The sequence below is a fragment of the Serratia nematodiphila DZ0503SBS1 genome, from assembly GCF_000738675.1.
GTDB classification, from domain to species: Bacteria; Pseudomonadota; Gammaproteobacteria; order Enterobacterales; family Enterobacteriaceae; genus Serratia; species Serratia nematodiphila.
The window spans coordinates 4,406,785-4,429,617 of the sequence record NZ_JPUX01000001.1 but is presented as its reverse complement, the minus strand read 5'-3'; the positions used below and the strand labels follow the sequence as shown (position 1 = coordinate 4,429,617).

Below are 22,833 nucleotides of genomic sequence, written 5' to 3'. Positions count from 1 at the left end.
TTTTGAGGTTTTAATGAGTGCCTTAACTTGTTTTAAAGCGTATGATATCCGTGGTCAACTAGGTGAAGAGCTGAATGAGGATATTGCCTATCGTATCGGCCGAGCTTATGGCGAATACCTGAAACCTCAGCGCGTTATCGTAGGTGGCGATGTACGGCTGACCAGCGAGTCTCTTAAAGTGGCTCTCGCCAACGGATTGCAGGATGCTGGTGTTGACGTATATGACATTGGTATGAGTGGCACTGAAGAAGTCTATTTTGCCACTTTCCATTTGAATATGGATGGCGGCATTGAAGTTACTGCTAGCCACAATCCAATGAATTATAATGGTATGAAACTGGTTAAAGCAAATGCTCAGCCGATTAGTGGTGATACCGGTTTATTTGCGATTAAAAAATTAGCGGAAGAAAATACGTTTCCTGCGGTAGTGAAGGATAAACGTGGTAGTTATCAACAAATATCCATTCTCACCGATTATGTAGATCATTTGCTGAAGTATATTGATGCAACAGCATTGAAGCCAATGAAGTTGGTCATTAACTCTGGAAATGGTGCTGCAGGCCATGTTATCGACGAAATAGAGCGACGTTTCCAGCAAGAAAATATTCCCGTTACCTTTGTAAAGGTTCATCATCAACCTGATGGGAATTTCCCTAACGGTATCCCTAACCCGTTATTACCTGAATGTCGGGATGACACAGCAAAAGCCGTGCTTGAGCATCAGGCGGATATGGGAATTGCTTTTGACGGTGATTTCGATCGTTGTTTCCTGTTTGATGAGAAGGGCGCTTTCATCGAGGGCTACTATATCGTTGGCCTATTGGCAGAAGCTTTCCTGCAAGCCAACCCTGGCTCCAAGATTATTCATGATCCTCGTCTGTCATGGAATACCATCGATATCGTTACCCAAGCTGGTGGCATCCCTGTTATGTCCAAAACGGGGCATGCCTTTATCAAGGAGCGCATGCGCAAAGAAGATGCTATCTATGGTGGCGAGATGAGTGCGCACCATTACTTCCGTGATTTCGCTTATTGTGACAGCGGTATGATTCCATGGCTATTGGTAGCGGGTTTACTTTCAGTTAAAGGCAGTGTGTTGAGTCAGCTAGTGAAGGATCGTATGGAAGCGTATCCAGCATCTGGTGAGATTAATCGCAAATTGCCTGATGCTAAAGCTGCCATTGAGCGTGTTTTAGGCGTTTACAAAGATGATGCCGTGGCTTTTGACATGACAGATGGTATCAGCCTTGAATTCAATGAATGGCGTTTTAATCTGCGGACATCGAATACTGAACCTGTTGTACGTTTGAATGTTGAGTCAAAAGGGGATGTTGAATTGATGCAGAAAAAAACTAAAGAGATTCTGGCGCTCTTAGGCGGAGAATAACGATGAAAGAAATGTTATTAGCCATCTATGGTTACCGGGGTTTTATTTGGAGCAGTATTAAGCGGGACTTTCAGTCCCGTTACCAAACCAGCATGTTGGGAGCTTTATGGCTGGTATTGCAGCCGTTAGCGATGATTTTGGTATATACACTGGTATTCTCAGAAGTGATGAAGGCACGGATGCCTGATAATTCAGGTCCTTTTGCCTATAGTATTTATCTTTGCTCTGGGGTGCTGACGTGGGGATTATTTACTGAAATTCTTGATAAAAGCCAAAGTGTCTTCATTACTAATGCTAACTTAATAAAAAAGCTCAGTTTCCCAAAGATTTGCTTGCCGGTCATTGTGACCGCGTCTGCGATTTTAAACTTCGCCATTATATTTAGCCTGTTTTTAATTTTTCTTGTTTTTACCGGAAACTTTCCCGGGGTTTTATTCTTCTCCGTCTTACCCGTTTTGGCTCTGCAAGTTCTGTTCACCGTCGGTCTGGGTATGACATTGGGCGTGATGAACGTTTTCTTCCGGGACGTTGGGCAGTTTGTTGGCGTATTATTGCAATTCTGGTTCTGGTTCACACCCATCGTTTATGTATTAAATTCGCTGCCTGAATGGGCCAGAACATCGCTGATGTACAATCCAATGGCCCGAGTTATGCAAGCATACCAGTCAATATTTGCATACCAACAGCAACCTAACTGGTACTCATTATGGCCAGTATTGGTTCTGGCCATAATTTTCTGTGCGTTTGGTATGAGATTATTCAGGAAACACGCTGCAGATATGGTGGACGAGTTATAATGAGTTACATAAAAGTACATAATGTTGGCAAGGCATACAAACAGTATGCCTCTAAGACAGGGCGTCTGCTTGAGTGGATTTCGCCATTTAATACCGTCAAACATAAACTAAAATGGATCCTGCAGAACATCAGTTTTCATGTTGAGCCTGGTGAGGCGTTAGGCATTATTGGTATTAACGGCGCCGGTAAAAGTACATTACTGAAATTGATTACTGGCACAGCGAAACCAACCTGTGGCGAAATTGCTCTCGACGGTCGAGTTGCGGCATTATTGGAGCTCGGCATGGGCTTTCACTCGGATTTTACCGGGCGCCAAAACGTTTATATGTCAGGGCAACTGCTGGGTATGTCCGTCGAAAAAATTACGGAACTTATGCCGGAAATCGAGGCGTTCGCTGAGATCGGTGATTATATCGATCAACCGGTTCGTGTTTACTCAAGCGGTATGCAAGTTCGATTGGCATTTAGCGTTGCAACAGCGATTCGCCCGGATATTTTGATTGTTGATGAGGCCTTATCTGTTGGTGACGCTTATTTTCAGCATAAGAGTTTCGAGCGGATACGTGAGTTTCGCAAGCTAGGAACCACCCTCTTGCTCGTGTCACATGACAAACAAGCGATCCAAAGCATATGTGATAGAGCTATTTTGCTTAACAAAGGCAGAGTAGAAATGGAGGGTGAGCCTGAAGCAGTAATGGATTACTATAATGCCCTACTCGCTGATAAGCAAAATGTGTCGATTCGTCAGGTTGAAAATAATGGAAAATTGCAGACGCTCTCTGGCTCAGGCGAGGCAACTATTACCGATATTAGTCTTCTTAGTACCGAAGGTGAAAGTATTGAGGTGGTAGCGGTAGGGCAACCTGTCAACCTTCAGGTGAAGGTGCATGTCAATGAGGCTGTTCCTGAACTTGTCGTGGGATATTTGATTAAAGACCGATTGGGACAGCCGGTTTTTGGTACCAATACTCATCACCTGAAACAGCCATTATTCGATTTGAAAGAGAATGAATCGAGAACCTTTTCATTTGCGTTCTCTGCCAATTTGGGGGTTGGGTCTTACTCGGTTGCCGTAGCGTTACATACGGCAGGAACTCATGTTGGAAAAAATTACGAATGGCGCGATCTGGCGGTTGTTTTCAACGTTGTTAATTCAAACGAGAAAGATTTTATTGGAGTAGCTTGGTTGCCCCCTAAGTTGGAGATTTTTGAATGAGTGGTAATTTTTATCGCGTTTTTGAGGAAAAACATCGGGGGAGCGTGCAAGATATCAAACAACGCTTATCTGTATATCTTCCTTTCATTATGGCGTTGGCAAAAATTTACCCTTCAGCTGAAGTTGTCGATGTTGGCTGTGGGCGTGGAGAATGGCTCGAGATCTTACGAGATAATGCTATTCCTGCCATGGGGGTTGATCTCGATGATGGTATGCTCGAACGTGCTTTGCAGGTTGGGCTGAACGTGAAGAAAATGGACTGCCTGGATTTCCTCCAGCAGCAGGAGGACGGCAGTCTACTGGCCATCACCGGTTTTCATATCGCAGAACATCTGCCCTTCGAGTTTTTACAGTCTTTGGTGAAAGAGGCGTTGCGGGTGCTTAAACCCGGTGGTTTGCTGATTCTGGAGACGCCAAACCCCGAAAATGTAAGCGTTGGAACCTGTTCTTTTTATATGGATCCGACGCACAACCATCCGCTGCCTCCAGCGTTGCTCGAATTCATTCCGAACTATTACGGTTTTCTGAGAACTAAAATACTGCGTTTGCAGGAAAAAGCGGCACTGAGAGACGAAGAGACATCGGTATATTTGGTCGATGTGTTGAAAGGTGTCAGCCCAGACTATAGCATGATTGCCCAAAAAGAGGGTGAGGCATCGATTGTCGGTGAGTTGGACGCCTATTTTGATAAAGAATATGGGGTTACTCTCGACGGCTTAAGCGATCGCTATGACCTACGCTTGAATAACGAGTTTAAGCGAATGAACACGGCGTTGCGTGCGCAGACAGTGAAGTTCCACGAAGTGAGTAACCAATTGGAGCGTTTTCAGCACCAATTGGACAAGTCACATCAAGAGCTGATGGCTGTACATGCTAATAATCAAAGCCTACAGCAGCAGCTCATTGACGTGCATGCTAACAATCAGAGTCTGCAACAACAGCTTTTTGATGCGCATACCAGCAATTCCTGGCGTGTGACCTCCCCATTGCGTTGGGTTTCATATCAATTTAAAGCGGTGCGTGAGCAAGGCGTTAAAACTCGAGCTCGCAAAGCAGCCAAAAAGGTTTTGAGAAAGGGAATAAATACGGCTCTGGCTTTATTCCATGAACATCCTAAATTCAAAGCATTCATTCTTTCCAGCGCTAGAAAGCTGGGTGCTTACCGATTTCTGCAATCTGTTTTCCGACGGGTTTTAATTTCCGCGCCTGACTATCACGCCGATCTTATGGCGAATGAACGTCATGTTGTGTATAAGGAAAATATGACGAGCAGAGCTATCGATATATATGAGCAGCTAAAGAGAATAAATAATAAGAAACACGGGGATTCATAATGCGTATTGTTATTGACCTGCAAGGAGCACAAACGGAAAGCCGTTTTCGGGGGATTGGCCGTTATACTCTTTCGATTGCAAAGGCAATCGTCCGTAATAACAGTCAACACGAAATTTTTATTGCTTTGTCTGCGCTGTTTCCCGAAACCATCGCTGAACTTAAAGCGCAATTTGCTCGCTTAGTGCCGGCCGAAAATATCGTTATCTGGTATGCGCCTGGCCCTGTCAGAGCGATGGATAGAAACAATGCTTGGCGCAGTGAGTGTGCGGAATATGTGCGTGAAGCCTTCTTACATAATCTTAAACCTGATGTCGTTTTTATAACCAGTTTGTTCGAAGGGCATGTAGATAATGCGGTGACGTCGATCGCTAAATTAACGCCAAAAACTAAAGTGGCGGTGTTGCATCACGATCTAATCCCTTTGGTACAAGCGGATGTTTACCTGCAAGATGACGTTTATAAAGATTATTATTTAAAGAAAATCAATTGGTTGAAGAACGCGGATCTGCTGCTGACCAACTCGGACTATACTTCTTCGGAGGTGATTGAGTGGTTGGATATTCCCGAAAGCAAAGTGTGCACGATTTCGGCGGCGACCGAAGAACATTTTGATATCAGCGAGATTTCCGCTAATAATTTTTCTGAATTAAAAGAGAAATATGGCATTACCCGTGATGTCGTACTTTATGCTCCTGGCGGTTTTGACTCCCGTAAAAACTTCAAGAGGTTGATTGAGGCTTACAGCAAATTAACGCCTGAATTGCGTGAAAAAAATCAACTGGTTATCGTTAGTAAGCTATCGGACAGCGATCGCAGTTATCTGCATTCCATCGCGCGTAATCAACAACTGCGTGATGACGAGATGGTTCTGACTGGATATGTATCGGAACAGGATCTGGTCGTGTTTTATCAGTTGGCCAAGTTGTTTGTCTTTGCTTCGTTGCATGAAGGCTTTGGATTACCGATTCTGGAGGCCATGACGTGCGGTGCGGCGACAATCGGTTCTAACGTCACCAGTATCCCGGAAGTGATCGGTTATGCCGATGCGCTGTTTGATCCCTATTCTGTTGAGTCAATAAGAGACAAGCTTCAACAGGCTTTAAGCGATGACGTTTTCCTCGCTCAATTAAAGAAACACGCTTTGGAGCAATCCGCCAAGTTTTCGTGGGATAAGGCGGGAACTATCGCCTTGTCTCGTTTTGAGCGGTTAGTTGCTGAGGCCGGAGATGTGGAGTTTGAATCGGTAACGTCATCGCAATTGATCTCCGCCGTTTCCTCGATCAAATGTCGTGAAGAGCCTTCGGATAACGATCTGCGGTCAACCGCTGAGGCGATGGATAGAAATGCCAAAAGACTCGAGTTGCAAGGCATTGCGCTAGAGTCTCTCTCTTGGCGCGTTGAAGGACCTTTTGACAGCTCCTATAGCCTGGCTTTGGTAAATCGAGAATTCGCGCGAGCACTCAGTCGCGACAATGTTGACGTTCTGCTGCATTCAACGGAAGGGCCTGGCGACTTTGCTCCAAATGAAACCTTCCTGAGTGATGAAAGTAATGCGGATTTGAAGGCATTCCATTCGCGTTTGCAGCAGCGGAGTGAGCAGCAGGTTAATGTATTGAGCCGCAATATCTATCCGCCACGTGTCAGCAACATGGCTGCGGATGTGAAGCTTTTGCATTGCTATGCATGGGAAGAAAGTGGCTTTCCACAAGGTTGGATCAATAATTTCAACCGTGAATTGGATGCGATCCTTTGCACTTCAGAACATGTGCGCAAAGTATTGATTGATAATGGTACTAAAGTTCCCGTTTTTAATGTCGGGAATGGTTGCGAGCACTGGGAGCGGATTCAGTCAGCCAATCCTCCGCAACTGAACGCCAAGGCATTCAAATTCCTGCATGTTTCTTCGTGCTTCCCGCGGAAGGGGGTTCAGGCGATGCTGGCGGCCTATGGCGCCGCTTTTACCGGAGAGGATGATGTTTCCCTGGTCATCAAAACTTTCCCTAACCCGCACAATGAAATTCAGGCATGGCTAACGCAAGCTCAGAAGCGGCACGTCAATTATCCCCATGTCATTATTATCGAACAAGATATGCCGGAACAAGAGCTGAAAGCGCTCTATGAACAGTGTGATGTCTTGGTGGCGGCAAGCTGTGCTGAAGGATTTGGTTTGCCGATTGCGGAGGCGATGTTGAGCGGTTTACCCGCTATCACCACTGGTTGGAGCGGGCAGCTTGATTTTTGCACGCAGGAAAATTCATGGCTGGTTGATTATCGTTTTGAACGCGCGAAGACCCATTTTGGCCTGTTTTCTTCATCATGGGTGCATGCCGATATTGATAAACTGGCCGAGGCGATGGCGCAGGCGGCGGCGACTGACAAAAAGCAACTATCGGCAATGGCAGCAAAAGGGCGTGAACTGATACTTAGTCAGTTTACCTGGAGCTCGGTTGCGCAGCGATCAAAGGCTGCGGTAGGCGAATTGCGTAAGCATTTTGACGTCGCTCAAGTGGAACCCCGCATTGGCTGGCTCTCGACGTGGAATACCAAATGCGGCATCGCCACCTATTCCCAACATTTGGTAGCTGACATGCCCAGCGACCAAATTGTGATTTTTGCACCGACAGCAAATGATCTGGTACACGCGGACGAAGGTAACGTTCTGAGGAGTTGGGTTGTTGGAAAAGAAGACAATTACCTTGATGCTTTAGATACTCAAATTGAAACCCTGAATCTGAACACCTTGGTCATCCAGTTTAACTATGGATTCTTTAACCACCGCGAGTTATCGGCCTTTATCAAAAGGCATCACCAGGCGGGACGGGTTATCGTTATGGCCATGCATTCGACGGTTGATCCGATCGAAAAAGAGCCGTATTGGAATTTCCGTTTATCAGAAATGACTGACGCGTTGAAAATGTGTGACCGTTTGCTGGTTCATTCTATTGCTGATATCAACCGCCTGAAGTTGCTTGGATTAGTCAATAATGTAACTCTGTTCCCACATGGCGTGATTAACTATCCCGCTCTGGCATCGACTGCTCATCGCAATCTGCCGCCTTTGGTTGCCAGCTATGGTTTTTGCCTGCCGCATAAAGGGTTGAAGGAACTTATCGAAGCCGTGGCCTATTTGAAAAAAGCGGGGAACCCTATTCGACTAAGGTTGGTCAATGCGGAATACCCCGTCAGTGAATCCACCGCTTTGGTTCGTGAGCTTAAAGAGACTGCGGCTAATTTGAAGGTTGAAGATCTGGTAGAGATGCATAACGATTTTCTTGATGATAAAGAAAGCTTACGTCTGCTCTCTGACGCCGATCTGCTGGTTTTCGCGTATCAAAATACCGGCGAATCGGCCAGTGGTGCCGTTCGCTACGGCATGGCGACGCATAAACCTGTGGCAGTGACGCCGCTCGCTATTTTTGATGATCTTGGTGACGCTGTCTTCAAATTGAAGGGAACCTCCGTAGTGGATGTTGCTGAAGGTATTGCAGATATTATTTCTGAGATTGTTAAAAACTCTTCGAGTGCAGTTGAAACGCAACGACGTGCTGATGCGTGGTGCGAGCAGCATGATTATCATGCCGTTGCCAGACGGCTAGAAAACATGTGTGCGGGCTTGTTAAGAGCAAAACATTTCAAATAACCTCCTCTAGCTATAGCCTTATTCAATGCAGTAGGTGTGATTTCTACTACTGCATTGAATCTACTATGTTGAAAGCATAGATATTCTATGGAATGTGACTTTAGATGAAAATAATTCTTTCCGTTGAGCCTATCAAGTTCCCGTTGACTGGCATAGGGCGTTATACCTATGAGTTGGCAAAAGGCTTGCAAAGCCACAACGAAATTGAAGAACTAAATTTTTTCTCCGGTACCCGTTTTTTATCTAACATACCTACGGCAAAAAATACATCTGATAGTAGTCACTGGTTGAAAAAAATTGTGCAGAGCAATTCATTGGCTATTGAGACCTACAGATTGCTTATGCCACAACTAAAAAAGAAGGCGCTGCGTGGCTACGAACGTTGCCTTTTTCATGGACCTAATTATTTCCTCCCTCCTTTTGACGGCCCTGCAGTGGCAACGTTTCATGATCTTTCTCCTTTTAAATGGGAGCACTGTTTCGATCCTAAAAGGAATCGTTATACCAAGAAAGAAATGATGAAAGCATTGTCGAGGGCGAATGGTCTCATCACGGTCTCGAACTATATTCGTAAAGAGATTCATGAATATTTCGATTATCCAATTGAGAAAATCCACACGGTTCATCTGGCAAGCTCGCCTGATTTTTACCCTCGTCAGGTAGAACACGTATCTGGAGTTTTAAAAAAATTTGATTTAAGCTATAAAGCCTTCACCTTATTCGTTGGTACCATTGAGCCGAGGAAGAATATTCTTTCCCTTATTCATGCTTATAGAAAACTACCTGACGGATTGCGTGCCCGTTATCCATTAGTCCTCTCCGGCTATAAGGGATGGCGCAATGATGACATTATGCAGGAAATAGAGCGAGGACAGCGTGAGGGATGGCTTAAGTATCTGGGATTTGCGGCTGCAGAAGAATTGCCATTATTGTACTCTGCAGCCAGGCTGTTTGTTTTCCCATCACACTATGAAGGCTTTGGGCTTCCGGTATTGGAAGCGATGAGCTCGGGAACTCCGGTGATTTGTTCCAACAGTTCATCTTTGCCGGAAATCGCAGGTGATGCGGCATTAACTCACTCTCCTGAGGATGTCAGCTTATTAACGCAGCTTATTATCAGAGGGCTGACAGATGAAGCGTGGAGAAAGGATGCAATTGCATTAGGTTTGTCACATGCAGCAACGTTTTCCTGGAAAAATTGCACTAGCCAAACTTTAAACGTTTATCAAAAATTGACTAATAATGATTAAAGTACTCCATTTTTATAAAACCTATTATCCTGACTCATTTGGCGGCATTGAGCAAGTGATATACCAACTCGCTGAAGGTGGTGTAGAGAAGGGTATATCGACGGATGTTTTGTCCGTAACGCCTGCAGATAAGGATAGTTGCGAAACTATTTCACAGCATACAGCTCATAAAGTCAGACAAGATTTCAGCATTGCATCTAACCCATTTTCATTTCGCGTCATAAAGAAATTTAAAGAGCTCAGCGAGCAAGCGGATATCATCCACTATCATTTCCCATGGCCATACATGGATCTTGTACACTTCCTCTCGGGAGTGAATAAGCCGACAGTGGTTAGTTATCACTCTGATATTATCAGGCAAAAAAACCTTCTTAGGTTATATAAGCCACTGATGCACCTGTTCTTGCGTAAAATAGATTGCATCGTAGCAACATCACCGAACTATGTGGCCACCAGTGACGTATTGGAAACGTTCAAAAATAAAGTCTCTGTGATTCCGATAGGTCTGGATAAAGAGACATATCCGGTGCCAGAACCGAGCCGCTTGGAAAAATGGCAGCGTCAGCTCGGCCAACCATTTTTCTTATTTATTGGCACGTTACGCTATTATAAAGGATTACATATACTGCTAGAGGCGGCTATCGGTGCAAACTATCCTATCGTGATCGTAGGGGCCGGGCCGATCGAAAGTGAATTACGTGAGCAGGCTCAGAACTTGGGACTGAAAAACGTTCATTTTCTTGGCGCATTGCCGGATGAGGATAAATCGGCACTACTGACGCTGAGCTATGGTATTGTATTTCCGTCACATTTACGCTCGGAAGCGTTTGGCATTTCGCTACTGGAAGGTGCCATGTACCGAAAACCCATGATTTCAAGTGAAATAGGGACAGGGACTACCTTTATCAACGTCAATGATCAGACGGGACTGGTGATCCCTCCATCGGATCCTTCGGCATTGAGAAAGGCAATGGATAAGCTTTGGGAGAACCCCAAGTTGGCGGAGACATTCGGTAATAAGGCGTATGAACGCTACGAAGAGATGTTCACCTCCAAACAAATGGTCGAGGCATACGCGAAAATCTACGAATCCCTGCTGGGAAGGCATAATAAGCCCGATTGAATGGTCTGGCAGGTTACTGTAAATTTAGACGAGTTATGTGACCTATCGCACCAATCACTACCCACCCGGCTCAATCCTGAGTTAACATGTGTGCCACATCACAAAACCTGCTGGCCGACGTTGCCGGCAGGGTCATCCTCAGACAGGAGTTCCTAAATGTCCAAGCAACAAATCGGCGTTGTCGGCATGGCGGTAATGGGCCGCAACCTCGCGCTGAACATCGAGAGCCGTGGTTACACCGTTTCCATTTTCAACCGTTCTGGCGACAAAACTGACGAAGTGATCGCTGAGAACCCGGGCAAGAATCTGGCGCCGTATTACACCGTTGAAGAGTTTGTCGAATCACTGGAAAAACCGCGCCGCATCCTGCTGATGGTGAAAGCGGGCGAAGCAACGGATAAAACCATTGCCTCGCTGACTCCGCACCTGGACAAGGGCGACATCTTGATCGACGGCGGCAACACCTACTATCAGGACACCATCCGTCGTAACCGCGAACTGTCCGACCAGGGCTTCAACTTCATCGGCACCGGCGTTTCCGGCGGTGAAGAGGGCGCGCTGAAAGGGCCTTCCATCATGCCTGGCGGCCAGAAAGAAGCTTACGAGCTGGTGGCGCCGATCCTGGAGAAAATCGCTGCGGTTGCGGAAGGCGAGCCTTGCGTGACCTACATTGGCGCAGACGGCGCCGGCCACTATGTGAAGATGGTGCATAACGGCATCGAATACGGCGACATGCAGCTGATTGCCGAAGCCTATTCTCTGCTGAAACAGGCGCTGAATCTGAGCAACGAGCAGCTGGCCGAAACCTTCGCCGAGTGGAACAAGGGTGAGCTGAACAGCTACCTGATCGACATCACCAAAGACATCTTCACCAAGAAAGACGAAGAGGGTAAATACCTGGTCGATGTGATCCTGGACGAAGCCGCCAACAAAGGCACCGGCAAATGGACCAGCCAGAGCTCGCTGGATCTGGGCGAACCGCTGTCGCTGATCACCGAATCGGTATTCGCACGCTACCTGTCCTCGCTGAAAGATCAGCGCGTTGCCGCGTCTAAAGTGCTGACCGGCCCGAAAGTGGCGCCGTTCACCGGCGACAAAGCCGAGTTCATCGAGAAAGTGCGTCGCGCTCTGTATCTGGGCAAAATCGTGTCCTACGCGCAGGGCTTCTCTCAGCTGAAAGCCGCGTCTAAAGAAAACAACTGGGATCTGCACTACGGCGAAATCGCCAAGATCTTCCGCGCCGGTTGCATCATCCGCGCTCAGTTCCTGCAGAAGATCACCGACGCTTACGCGGCGGATGCCGATATCGCCAACCTGCTGCTGGCGCCATACTTCAAGCAAATCGCCGACGAGTACCAGCAGGCGCTGCGTGACGTGGTGGCCTACGCCGTGCAGAACGGTATCCCTACGCCAACCTTCTCCGCTGCGATCGCTTACTACGACAGCTACCGTTCCGCGGTGCTGCCGGCGAACCTGATCCAGGCGCAGCGCGACTACTTCGGTGCGCACACCTATAAACGCATCGACAAGGAAGGCGTGTTCCATACCGAATGGATGGAATAAGCCGGCTCGTTGAGCGATAAAAAAAGCCGCCGAGGTTAACGCCCGGCGGCTTTTTTATTGCGTGCGAGTTAACGTCATGCTTTTTTCTGATGCCGCTCGCGCAGCCGGCCGATCACCGCGCTCAGATCCAAATCCTGGTCTTGCAGCAGCACCAGCAGGTGATAGATCAGGTCCGAAGCTTCGTTGGTCAGCTCTTCGCGATCGTTGACCGTGGCGGCCAGCGCGGTTTCCACGCCTTCCTCCCCGACCTTCTGCGCGATGCGCTTGGTGCCGCTGGCGTACAGGCTGGCGGTGTATGAGCTGTCCGGGCTGGCATGCTTGCGCTCCGCCAACAGCTGTTCCAACTGATAGAGAAACGTCCAGTCGCTGGCGGCCGGGTGGAAGCAGCTGCTGTTGCCGAGGTGGCAGGTCGGGCCGATCGGGTTGGCCAATATCAGCAGCGTATCGTTATCGCAGTCCGGCGTGATGCTGACCACCTTAAGGAAGTGGCCGGAGCTTTCACCCTTGGTCCACAGGCGCTGCTTGGTGCGCGAGAAGAAGGTGACGTTGCCGCTTTGCTCGGTGGTGGCCAGCGCTTCCGGCGTCATGTAACCCAGCATCAGCACTTCGCCGGAAACGGCGTGCTGCACGATGGCCGGCATCAGGCCGTCGGTTTTTTCCCAGTCCAGCTGGTTTCTCTGTTGTTCTGTCAGCACACGCGAATCTCCACGCCTTGTTCAACCAGGAACCTTTTCAGTTCGCCGATATTGATGATTTGTTTGTGGAACACCGATGCCGCCAGCGCGCCGTCGACGTCCGCATCGCGGAACGCCTCCAGGAAGTGCTCCATGGTGCCCGCGCCGCCGGAGGCGATCAGCGGCACTTTGCAGACCTCGCGCACCCGACGCAGCTGCTGCAGGTCGTAACCGTTGCGCACGCCGTCCTGATTCATCATGTTCAGCACGATCTCACCGGCGCCGCGGCGCTGCACTTCCTGCACCCAGTCGAGGGTTTCCCACTGGGTGATGCGGGTGCGGCTCTCGTCGCCGGTATATTGGTTGACGTGATACTTGCCGGTTTCACTGTCGAACCAGGTGTCGATGCCCACCACGATGCACTGCACGCCAAAGCGTTCAGCCAGGCGGCTAATCAGCTCAGGATCGGCCAGCGCCGGCGAGTTGATCGAAATCTTGTCGGCGCCGAAAGACAGGATCTGGCTGGCGTCCTCGGCGCTTTTAATGCCGCCGGCGACGCAGAACGGAATATCAATCACCTCCGCCACGCGCGACACCCAGCTTTTGTCCACCACCCGGCCATCGCTCGAGGCGGTGATATCGTAAAACACCAGCTCGTCCGCACCTTCTTGCGCATAGCGCTGCGCCAGCGGCACGATGTCGCCGATGATTTCGTGGTTGCGGAACTGCACGCCTTTCACCACTTGCCCGTCTTTAACATCCAGGCACGGGATTATCCGTTTTGCCAGCATGCGATCGCCTCCTCAACGCTAAATTTACCTTCCAGCAGGGCGCGCCCCACGATCACGCCGGCAACGCCGCTGCCGCGCAGCTGGGCGATGTCGTCCAGATTGCCGATGCCGCCCGAGGCCTGGAAGGCCACCTGCGGATAACGGCGGCTGATCTCCTGATACAGCGCCACGTTGGAACCGGCCAGCGTGCCGTCACGTGAAATATCGGTGCACAGCACGTGTTTGAGCCCGTAGGGCAGGAACTGTTCCACCACCTGTTCCAGCGTGGCGTCGGAGTCTTCTTGCCAGCCGCTGATGGCCACGTGCTTCACGCCCTGCGCGTCGATGCGCACGTCCAGCGCCAGCACCAGCGCGTCGGCGCCGTAGCGCTCGAACCAGCTTTGCACCAACTGCGGCTGTTTCACCGCGGTGGAGCCGATCACCACGCGCGTGGCGCCAGCCTCCAGCAGGGCGCTGACGTCTTGTTCGTTGCGGATGCCGCCGCCGACCTGCACCGGCACGTCAACCCCCGCCAGCAGCTTGCGCAGCAGCGGGATCTGGCGCGCCGCCGGATCCTTGGCGCCGGTCAAATCGACCAGGTGCAGCACCTGGGCGCCCTGTTGTTGATAGTCCTGCAGACGCAGCAGCGGATCGTTGCCGTAGTCGCGCTGCTGGCCGTAATCGCCCTGATGCAAACGCACCACGTTGCCGTCGATCAAATCCAAAGCCGGAATAATCATGCTGCCTACATCTCCAGAAAGTTTTTCAACAGTTGCGCGCCGGCTGCTCCAGAACGTTCTGGATGAAACTGCACGCCGAAGAAGTTGTCTTTTTGCACGGCGGCGGTGAAGGGCTCGCCGTAGTTCGCCTGGGCGATGGTGCTGGGGCATATCGGCATCGCATAGCTGTGTACGAAATAGAAGTAGGCGCCGTCATCGATGCCGCGGAACAGATGGTGGCCCGCCTGCGCGGACACCTGGTTCCAGCCCATGTGCGGCAGCGGCAGGCCGAAGTCGGTCATCTGCTTGACCGGCGTATCGATGAGGCCGAGCGTGGTCACGCCGCCGTTCTCTTCGCTGCTGGCCGCCAGCAGCTGCATGCCGAGGCAAATGCCCAGCACCGGCTGCGTGCAGGCCCTGATCAGTTCGATCAAATCGCGCTCGCGCAGCTGATCCATCGCCGCCTGCGCAGTGCCGACGCCCGGCAGGAACAGCTTGTCGGCGCGCAGCACGATCTCCGGATCGCGGCTCACCTCCGGCTGATAACCCAGGCGCCGCACCGCGTAGGTGACGGAGGCCAGGTTGGCGCAGCCGGTATCCAAAATCACCACGTTCATCACAGCACTCCTTTCGAACTCGGCAGGGTATTGCCCTCGACGCGGATCGCCTGGCGCAGCGTGCGGCCAAACACTTTGAACAGGCTCTCGACCCGGTGGTGGTCGTTTTTGCCCTTGGTCTTCAGGTGCAGCGTGCAGCCCATGGTGTAAGAGAGCGAACGGAAGAAGTGCTCGACCATTTCGGTGCTGAGATCGCCGACGCGCTGATAGTTGAACTCGGCCTTGTACTCCAGGTGCGGGCGGCCGGAGATATCCAGCGCGCAGCGCGCCAGGCATTCGTCCATCGGCAGCACGAAGCCGAAGCGGGCGATGCCGCGCTTGTCGCCGAGCGCCTTGTTCAGGGCTTCACCCAACGCCAGGCCGGTGTCCTCTACCGTATGGTGATCGTCGATATACAGGTCGCCTTTGACGTCGATCTCCATGCGGAAGCCGCCGTGGGTGGCGATCTGATCCAGCATGTGATCGAAGAAGCCGACGCCGGTTTTGATCTTGCTGCCGCCTTCGCGATCCAGCCAGACGTTGACGTCGATCTGCGTCTCTTTGGTCACGCGATTAACCCGCGCGTGACGGTCACGCAGGGTCAACTGGCGCACGATCTCTTTCCAGCCCAGCACGCCGCGCTGGTAACGCAGCCCCTGGATGCCCATGTTTTCCGCCAGCTGCACATCGGTTGGCCGATCGCCGATCACGTAGCTGTGCGCGGTATCGAGCACGCCGGGTTCAAGGTAGCCTTTCACCAGCGCGGTTTTCGGCTTGCGGCAGTCGCAGTTGTCCGCCGGCAGGTGCGGGCAAATCAGCACGTCGGCGAACTGAATGCCCTGGGAGCTGAGGATCTGCATCATCAGGTTGTGCGGCGGATCGAAGGTCTCCTGCGGGAAACTGGCGGAGCCGAGCCCATCCTGATTGGTGATCATCACCAGCTGATATCCCGCCTGTTGCAGCGCCAGCAGGGAAGGGATCACGTCCGGCTCGAGCGCCAGCTTGTCCAGGCGGTCAACCTGGAAATCTTCCGGTGGCTCGGCGATCAGCGTGCCGTCACGATCGATAAAGAGGATTTTTTGGCTCACATTGGCTCCTGGCGAGTCTGGTTGGCGCCGGGCAGGGCGGACAACGCGTCCACCACGCGTTGACATTCGTCGCGGGTGCCTATGGTGATGCGCAGGCAGCCGGACAACCCGGGCTGTTTGTTTTGGTCTCGTAAGATAATGCCCTGATCCCACAAGCTTTTAAACACATTACTTGAGGCGGTGAAGCGAGCCAGCAGGTAATTGCTGTCGCTGGCGAAAACCTGCTCGACGCAGGCGCATCTCTCCAGCTGTTGCTGCAGCCAGCTGCGGGTGGCTGCGATGTCGGTGACGCGCTGGCGCATGGTGCGGATACCTTCTTCGCTCAGCGCCTGCGCGGCGATATCCGCCACCGGCGTCGAGAGCGGGTAAGGGGCGATCACCTTCAGCAGCAGAGCAATCAGATCTTCATTGGCGAGCGTAAAGCCGCAGCGCAGGCCGGCCAGCGCAAAGGCCTTTGACAGCGTACGCAGAATAGCCAGGTGCGGGTAGTCGCTCAACCAACCGGCCACCGAGGCCTGCGGGCAAAACTCGATATAGGCTTCGTCCACCGCGACGATCGCCTTACCTTTGGCCAGCTCCAGCAGGCTGCGTAAATCGTCCGGATCGATCAGGTTGCCGGTCGGGTTGTTCGGGCTGCAGACGTAGATCAACTTCACGTTGTCCAGGCTGTCCGAGATGGCCGGCAGATCCAATTGCCAGTCCTCTTTGGCGGCCACGGTGCGGCGCTCCACGCCAAAGGTTTCGGCGCTGACGGCGTACATGCCGTAGGTCGGCGGGCAGAACAGAATGGCGTCTTTGCCCGGCTCGCAGAAGGCGCGGATCAGCAACTCAATGCCCTCGTCGGCGCCGCGGCTGACCAGCACCTGCTCTTTCTTCACCCCGGCATAGGCGGCGTAGCGTTCGATCACCTGCGCCGGCTGGCACTCCGGATAGCGGTTGAAGGTTTGCGCGGTCAGCTGGAATTCCGGGGCGATCGGGTATTCGTTGGCGTTCAGCCACACATCGCCCTTACCGCCGAGGCGGCGCGCCGATTGATAAGGGGTCAGCTCGCGAACGTTGGCGCGCGCCAGTTTTTCGATGCTCATGCTTGCTCCTTCAGGGCGGCGACGCGCAGGGTCACGGCGTTCTTATGGGCGATCAGCTGCTCGGCGGCAGCCAGCGTTTCTATGGTGGCGGCCAGGTTGCTGAAGCCCTGCGGCGTCAGCTCCTGCACCGTCATGCGTTTTTGAAAGTCGGCCAGCCCAAGGCTGGAGCAGGTGGCGGTGTAGCCGTAGGTCGGCAGCACGTGGTTGGTGCCGGAGGCGTAATCGCCGGCGGATTCCGGCGACCAGTCGCCGAGGAACACCGAACCGGCGCTGGTGATGCCGTCCACCAGTTCGCGCGCATTGCGGGTCTGAATAATCAGGTGCTCCGGGCCGTAGCGGTTGCTGATCGCCACGCACTCAGCCAGATCGCGCGCTACGATCAGGCGGCTGCTCGCCAGCGCCTGACGGGCGGTCTCGGCGCGTGGCAGCTCGGCCAGTTGGCTTTCCACTGCTTCGGCCACCGCCAGCGCCATTGCCGCGTCCGGCGTCAGCAGGATCACCTGCGAATCCGGGCCGTGTTCGGCCTGCGACAGCAGATCGGAAGCGACGAACGCCGGAGTGGCGCCGGCGTCGGCGATCACCAGCACCTCAGAAGGGCCGGCCGGCATGTCGATGGCCGCGCCATCAAGGCGCTGACTGACCTGCCGCTTGGCTTCGGTCACGAAGGCGTTGCCCGGCCCGAAGATCTTCGCCACGCGCGGCACGCTCTCGGTGCCGAACGCCAGGGCGGCGATCGCCTGCGCGCCCCCGACCTGAAACACTTCCTGCACGCCGCACAGCTGCGCCGCATACAGGATCTCATCGGCGATCGGCGGCGGCGAGCACAGCACCACCCGGCGGCAGCCGGCGATGCGTGCCGGCGTCGCCAGCATCAGCACGGTGGAGAACAGCGGCGCCGATCCGCCGGGAATATACAGGCCGACCGAGTCGATGGGGCGGGTCACCTGTTGGCAGCGCACGCCCGGTTGCGTTTCGACGTCCACCGGCGGCAGCCGCTGCGCGTTGTGGAAGGTTTCCACGTTGGCGACGGCCACCGCCATCGCCTGTTTGATGTCGTCGCCCAACCGCGCGGCGGCGGCGGCGATCTGCTCGGCGCTGACGCGCAGCGCCGAGACTTCCGCCTTGTCGAAACGGGCGCTATAGTCGCGCAGCGCCCGATCGCCGTTGGCCTTCACGTTGTCGAGGATCTCGCTCACCGTGCGGGTGATGCTGTCAGAGGCGGCGATGGCCGGGCGCATCAGCAGCTCGGCCTGGCGTTCGGCGCTGCTGGTCGCCCAATCGATCGGCGTGTTGAAGGTCGACATGGCGTTACTCCATCATCTTTTCAATCGGCAGCACCAGAATCGAGCTGGCGCCGAGCGCTTTCAGTTTTTCCATGGTTTCCCAGAACAGGGTTTCGCTGCTTACCATGTGCATCGCCACGCGGTTCTGCGCGCCGGCCAGCGGCAGAATGGTCGGGCGCTCGGCGCCCGGCAACAGCGCGACGATCTCGTCCAGTTTCTCGCTCGGCGCGTGCAGCATGATGTATTTGGATTCACGCGCCTGGATCACGCCCTGAATGCGGGTCATCAGGCGATCGATCAGCTGCTGTTTGGCTTCCGGCATTTCGCCGTCGCGCTGGATCAGGCAAGCCTTGGAGCGGTAGATCACTTCGACTTCACGCAGGCCGTTGGCCTCCAGCGTGGCGCCGGTAGAGACCAGATCGCAGATGGCGTCGGCCAGACCGGCGCGCGGCGCCACTTCCACCGAGCCGTTCAGCAGGCAAGATTTGAAGCGCACGCCCTGCTTGTCGAGGTATTGCTTCAGCAGGTGCGGGTAAGAGGTGGCGATGCGGGCGTCCTGCAGGCTTTGCGGGCCGGTGTATTCGGCGTCGAGCGGGGTGGCCAGCGACAGGCGGCAGCCGCCGAAATCGAGGCGGCGCAGCGTGAAGTAACGCGGGTCTTCGCCCTGGGCGCGGCGGCTGAGCAGCTCTTCTTCCAGCACGTTTTCGCCGATGATGCCGAGATCGACCACGCCGTCCATCACCAGGCCCGGAATATCGTCGTCGCGCACGCGCAGGATATCGATCGGCATGTTCTCGGCGAAGGCGATCAGACGCTGCTGCTGCAGGTTGATCTTGATGCCGCAGCGCGCCAGCAGTTCCTGGGATTCATCGCTCAGGCGGCCCGACTTCTGCATTGCGATCCGTAAACGTGTCTTGTCCAGCATGGTAACCTCTGTTTAATCTGTAATTTTATGAATTTATTGTAAAAACTATTCTTTCTGTCTGTCCGGAGCCAAAAAAAAACCCTCGGAAGAAATCTTCCGAGGGCTCTCTCTTGCGTTCTGCGCGCCACTGGAAGATTAACAAACCGTCTTCCAGCACTCATCGCCTGAAAGACTAGTCAGGGTGATGGTGATGATGGTGGTTGAACTGAACGCGTGTCATGGTGTTTTTCTCTAATCAAAAGCCGGTAAAAACCGTATGCCAATTAAGCTAAACTATCCGCTGTCCACCGCGCAACCCTTTTTTAACGTCATAAATTTAATTTATTGAAACAGGTTAGGTTATTAGCCACAGACAGCTTTACCTGACCTTAAGCCGGGCAGATTGTATCGCCGTGCGCAGTGGCGTAGCCTTAGGGGTAGGGCGCTGCGATCTTCAGGAGAGGAAGAGGATGAAAAAGGTAGCCATTATTGGTTTGGGTTGGCTGGGCATGCCGTTGGCGCTGTCGCTGATGGGGCGCGGATATGACGTGGTCGGTAGCAAAACCACGCCGGACGGCGTCGAGGCCGCGCGCATGAGCGGCATCGAATGCTACCAACTGGAACTGACGCCGGAGCTGGTGTGCGATCCGGACGATCTGGAGTCGCTGCTGCGCGTGGATGCGTTGGTGGTGACACTGCCCGCTCGCCGCACCGTCGAAGGCAGCGAAAACTATTTCAATGCGGTGCGCATGCTGGTGGACAGCGCGATGGCCTTTGGCGTGCCGCGGGTGATCTTCACCAGTTCCACCTCGGTGTACGGCGAAACCGCAGGCACGCTGCGCGAAGAGTCGCCGTTGCGGCCGGTCTCGCCGTCAGGGCGGGTGTTGGCCGAGCTGGAACGTTGGCTGCATGAATTGCCGAACACCTCGGTGGACATTCTGCGCCTGGCGGGGCTGGTGGGCGCCGATCGTCACCCCGGCCGCTTCCTGGCGGGCAAGCTCGACGTGAAGGGCGGTTCGCAGGGGGTAAATCTGGTGCACCAGGACGACGTCATCGCCGCCATCCAACTGTTGCTGAAGCTGCCGAAGGGCGGCCACGTGTACAACCTGTGCGCGCCGCGTCATCCGGCCAAGCGCGAATTTTATCCGGCGCTGGCCGAGCAGTTGCATCTGGAGCCGCCGCAGTTCGCCGACGAGGCGGAGCAGGATGAGCGGCTGGTGGACGGCAACCGCATCTGCAACGAGCTGGGTTTCGAGTACCAGTATCCCGATCCGGCGCGTATGCCGGTCAGTTAACGTCCGTCAGGCCCCGCGCATGCGGGGCTTTTTTTCGCCGGCGCGCGCCAAATCCTCCAGCAGCGCGTTCAACGCCTCGTTGGGCTGGACGGGGCGGCTGACCAGGCTAAGCGTGGCGCGATAAGAGAGCGCCGTGCCGCCCAACTGCCGCAGCAGCCCCTGTTCCACCCAGCGCGCCGCGTAGTGGGTGGGCAGATAGCCAAGACAGGTACCGCTCAGCACCAGATGGGCGACGCTTTCCATATGGTGAGCCACCGCCGCCAAGTGAGGCGGCGCGATCGGGCACAGCTGCTGCGCCAGCAGGTAGCCGCGCTTGACCCAGCGCGCGTTTTCAATCTGCTCGCGCTCGGGTTCTTCCACCGCGAACAGCGGGTGATCCTCACTGCAATAGATCGCCTGCGTCTCCTCCAGCCACGGTTGATAACGCAACGCCTCCAGCTGCTGGCCGAAGTAGCCGATGCCCAGATCGAGCTGCCGGTGCAGCAGCCCTTGTTCAATCTCGTTCGGCGAACAGATGCGGCACTGCAATTGCACGTCCTGGTGGCGCCGCTGAAAGTGCTTGATGGCCTGGCTGAACGGATTGCCCGGCAGTGAAACCAGGTTATCCACCAGGCCGATTTGCAGATCGCCGGTCAGCAGGCCGTTCAGCGACTGGCTGACCCGGGTGAAGTCGCGAGCGGCGTTGAACAACGAGCGGCAGGCGATCAGCATGCGTTCCCCCTTGGGCGTCAGCCGGAAGCCGGAGCGCCCGCGCTGGCACAGGCGAAAACCCAGTCGCGTTTCCAACGAGGCCAGATGGGTGCTGATGGTGGATTGGTTCATCAGCAGCGTTTCCTGCGCGGCGCTGACCCCCTGGGCTTCCGCCACCGCGACGAACACCCGCAACAGCTTCAGATCGATATCGCTTAGGTTAGTGAGCATCTGTCCCTCCGCAGAACGTCGGCCGGTTAACCCATTTTTAACATCGAAGAAATAGGCGCGGCGCTGAAGATATGGCCTTTCTTATGGCATGATATTGAAATAAAAATCAATACTTCAATGGGTTAGTTACATCGCGTTTTCCGATGTTTACATGTAAAAGCAGGAATGGTAGCCGGTGCGGTCAACGGGGTAGCCTGCGAATGTTGCTTAAATGTTTCAATTTATCGCAAGCCCAAGACAAGGAAACGCCATGCTGAACCAACCCCAAAGCGGTAACGATATGCCGCGCTTTGCCGGCCTCCCCACCATGATGCGCCTGCCCGCGGCCGAACAGGCGCGCGGTCTGGACGCCGCCTTTGTCGGCATTCCGCTCGATATCGGCACCTCCAACCGCAGCGGCACTCGCTATGGCCCGCGCCAGATCCGCCAGGAATCGGTGATGATCCGCCCCTACAACATGGGTACCGGCTCTGCGCCGTTTGAACGGCTGCAGGTGGCCGATCTGGGGGATATCGCCATCAACCCCTACAGCCTGGCGGACAGCGTGCAGCGCATCGAGGCGGCTTACCACGAGATCCTGGCGCACGGCTGCACGCCGTTGACGCTCGGCGGCGATCACACCCTGACGCTGCCGGTGCTGCGCGCCGTCGCCCGCCGTCATGGCCCGGTCGGGCTGATCCACGTCGATGCGCATTCCGATACCAACGAGGAGATGTTCGGTGAACAGCTGGCGCACGGCACCACCTTCCGCCGCGCGTTTGAGGAGGGGCTGCTGGCGCCGGAAAAGGTGGTGCAGATTGGCCTGCGCGGCAGTGGCTATGCGGCGGACGACTTCGACTGGTCACGCCGCCAGGGCTTTCGTGTGGTGCCGGCCGAGGCCTGCTGGCACCGGTCGCTGACACCGCTGATGGCGGAGATCCGCGAACAGATGTGCGACGCGCCGGTTTATCTCAGCTTCGATATCGACGGGCTGGATCCGGCCTTCGCACCGGGCACCGGCACGCCGGAGGTCGGCGGGCTGTCGGTCTGGCAAGGGCTGGAGATCGTGCGCGGCTGTCATGGGCTGAACCTGGTCGGCGGCGACGTGGTGGAGGTGTCGCCGCCTTACGATCGCTCCGGCAACACCGCGCTGTTGGCCGCCAACCTGCTGTTTGAAATGTTGTGCGTGCTGCCGGCCCGTTGAGGC

20 protein-coding genes and 1 other annotated feature are annotated in these 22,833 nt (G+C 54.1%); of the genes, 10 read left to right on the top strand and 10 right to left on the bottom strand.

The features are described from left to right. Positions 1–13: 13 nt before the first annotated feature. From cpsG to gnd, 8 genes are all read left to right on the top strand, one after another. Positions 14–1,387 (top strand): phosphomannomutase CpsG, encoded by a 1,374-nt coding sequence (cpsG, locus tag JL05_RS20510; protein WP_025302181.1) that lies wholly within the window; start codon positions 14–16, stop codon positions 1,385–1,387. Between the two features lie 11 nt (positions 1,388–1,398). Further along, positions 1,399–2,184 (top strand): ABC transporter permease, encoded by a 786-nt coding sequence (locus tag JL05_RS20505; RefSeq protein WP_033633692.1) that lies wholly within the window; start codon positions 1,399–1,401, stop codon positions 2,182–2,184. Continuing rightward, a complete protein-coding gene (locus JL05_RS20500) occupies positions 2,184–3,401 on the top strand; it encodes an ABC transporter ATP-binding protein (RefSeq protein WP_015377245.1) in 1,218 nt (405 codons plus the stop codon). The genes JL05_RS20505 and JL05_RS20500 overlap by 1 nt, the downstream gene beginning before the upstream one ends. Further along, positions 3,398–4,735 carry a class I SAM-dependent methyltransferase gene (locus JL05_RS20495; protein WP_033633503.1) on the top strand — a complete coding sequence of 446 codons (1,338 nt, stop codon included), beginning with the start codon at positions 3,398–3,400 and terminating at the stop codon, positions 4,733–4,735. The genes JL05_RS20500 and JL05_RS20495 overlap by 4 nt, the downstream gene beginning before the upstream one ends. After that, on the top strand, positions 4,735–8,376 hold the full coding sequence (locus tag JL05_RS20490; RefSeq protein WP_033633502.1) for a glycosyltransferase: 3,642 nt from the start codon (positions 4,735–4,737) through the stop codon (positions 8,374–8,376). Before JL05_RS20495 ends, JL05_RS20490 begins: the two co-directional genes overlap by 1 nt. A gap of 104 nt (positions 8,377–8,480) precedes the next feature. Beyond that, positions 8,481–9,626, top strand: coding sequence for a glycosyltransferase family 4 protein (locus tag JL05_RS25035; RefSeq protein WP_071826104.1), 1,146 nt, complete (start codon positions 8,481–8,483; stop codon positions 9,624–9,626). Beyond that, positions 9,619–10,749: a glycosyltransferase family 4 protein gene (locus tag JL05_RS20480; RefSeq protein ID WP_021504313.1), complete on the top strand. Its 1,131-nt coding sequence runs from the start codon at positions 9,619–9,621 to the stop codon at positions 10,747–10,749. The genes JL05_RS25035 and JL05_RS20480 overlap by 8 nt, the downstream gene beginning before the upstream one ends. Positions 10,750–10,905: 156 nt before the next feature. Continuing rightward, entirely contained in the window at positions 10,906–12,312 is a 1,407-nt protein-coding gene (gnd, locus tag JL05_RS20475) for an NADP-dependent phosphogluconate dehydrogenase (protein WP_004938815.1), read from the top strand. 74 nt (positions 12,313–12,386) lie between these two features. On the opposite strand, the gene hisIE is transcribed toward gnd, so the two are convergent. The 9 genes from hisIE to hisL all read right to left on the bottom strand — a co-directional run bounded on the left by hisIE (position 12,387) and on the right by hisL (position 19,672). Next, positions 12,387–13,007: a bifunctional phosphoribosyl-AMP cyclohydrolase/phosphoribosyl-ATP diphosphatase HisIE gene (hisIE, locus tag JL05_RS20470; protein WP_033633501.1), complete on the bottom strand. Its 621-nt coding sequence runs from the start codon at positions 13,005–13,007 to the stop codon at positions 12,387–12,389. After that, on the bottom strand, positions 13,001–13,777 hold the full coding sequence (gene hisF / locus JL05_RS20465; RefSeq protein WP_033633500.1) for an imidazole glycerol phosphate synthase subunit HisF: 777 nt from the start codon (positions 13,775–13,777) through the stop codon (positions 13,001–13,003). The genes hisIE and hisF overlap by 7 nt, the downstream gene beginning before the upstream one ends. After that, positions 13,759–14,496, bottom strand: coding sequence for a 1-(5-phosphoribosyl)-5-[(5-phosphoribosylamino)methylideneamino]imidazole-4-carboxamide isomerase (gene hisA, locus JL05_RS20460; RefSeq protein ID WP_033633499.1), 738 nt, complete (start codon positions 14,494–14,496; stop codon positions 13,759–13,761). Before hisA ends, hisF begins: the two co-directional genes overlap by 19 nt. 5 nt (positions 14,497–14,501) lie before the next feature. Further along, positions 14,502–15,092 (bottom strand): imidazole glycerol phosphate synthase subunit HisH, encoded by a 591-nt coding sequence (gene hisH, locus JL05_RS20455; protein WP_004938803.1) that lies wholly within the window; start codon positions 15,090–15,092, stop codon positions 14,502–14,504. Then, the gene (gene hisB / locus JL05_RS20450; RefSeq protein WP_033633498.1) at positions 15,092–16,159 is read right to left on the bottom strand and encodes a bifunctional histidinol-phosphatase/imidazoleglycerol-phosphate dehydratase HisB; all 1,068 of its coding nucleotides are present in this window, start codon (positions 16,157–16,159) and stop codon (positions 15,092–15,094) included. Before hisB ends, hisH begins: the two co-directional genes overlap by 1 nt. After that, positions 16,156–17,244 (bottom strand): histidinol-phosphate transaminase, encoded by a 1,089-nt coding sequence (hisC, locus tag JL05_RS20445; RefSeq protein WP_033633497.1) that lies wholly within the window; start codon positions 17,242–17,244, stop codon positions 16,156–16,158. The genes hisB and hisC overlap by 4 nt, the downstream gene beginning before the upstream one ends. Continuing rightward, complete coding sequence (gene hisD, locus JL05_RS20440) at positions 17,241–18,548, bottom strand: histidinol dehydrogenase (RefSeq protein ID WP_033633496.1); 1,308 nt, start codon at positions 18,546–18,548, stop codon at positions 17,241–17,243. The genes hisC and hisD overlap by 4 nt, the downstream gene beginning before the upstream one ends. A gap of 4 nt (positions 18,549–18,552) precedes the next feature. Beyond that, positions 18,553–19,452 carry an ATP phosphoribosyltransferase gene (gene hisG / locus JL05_RS20435; protein WP_004938793.1) on the bottom strand — a complete coding sequence of 300 codons (900 nt, stop codon included), beginning with the start codon at positions 19,450–19,452 and terminating at the stop codon, positions 18,553–18,555. Between the two features lie 70 nt (positions 19,453–19,522). After that, positions 19,523–19,649 (bottom strand) — a sequence feature (His leader region). Continuing rightward, positions 19,625–19,672, bottom strand: a complete 48-nt coding sequence (gene hisL / locus JL05_RS25475) for a his operon leader peptide (protein WP_100396937.1) — start codon at positions 19,670–19,672, stop codon at positions 19,625–19,627. It overlaps the preceding feature by 25 nt. A 229-nt stretch (positions 19,673–19,901) precedes the next feature. Here hisL and JL05_RS20430 point away from each other — a divergent pair, with 229 nt between their 5' ends. Then, positions 19,902–20,726: an SDR family oxidoreductase gene (locus JL05_RS20430; protein WP_015377257.1), complete on the top strand. Its 825-nt coding sequence runs from the start codon at positions 19,902–19,904 to the stop codon at positions 20,724–20,726. Between the two features lie 6 nt (positions 20,727–20,732). Here JL05_RS20430 and JL05_RS20425 read toward each other — a convergent pair whose 3' ends face one another. Further along, positions 20,733–21,647, bottom strand: coding sequence for a LysR family transcriptional regulator (locus JL05_RS20425; RefSeq protein ID WP_033633495.1), 915 nt, complete (start codon positions 21,645–21,647; stop codon positions 20,733–20,735). A gap of 250 nt (positions 21,648–21,897) precedes the next feature. On the opposite strand from JL05_RS20425, the gene speB reads away from it, so the two are divergent. Further along, positions 21,898–22,830, top strand: a complete 933-nt coding sequence (speB, locus tag JL05_RS20420) for an agmatinase (RefSeq protein ID WP_033633494.1) — start codon at positions 21,898–21,900, stop codon at positions 22,828–22,830. Positions 22,831–22,833 lie beyond the last annotated feature (3 nt).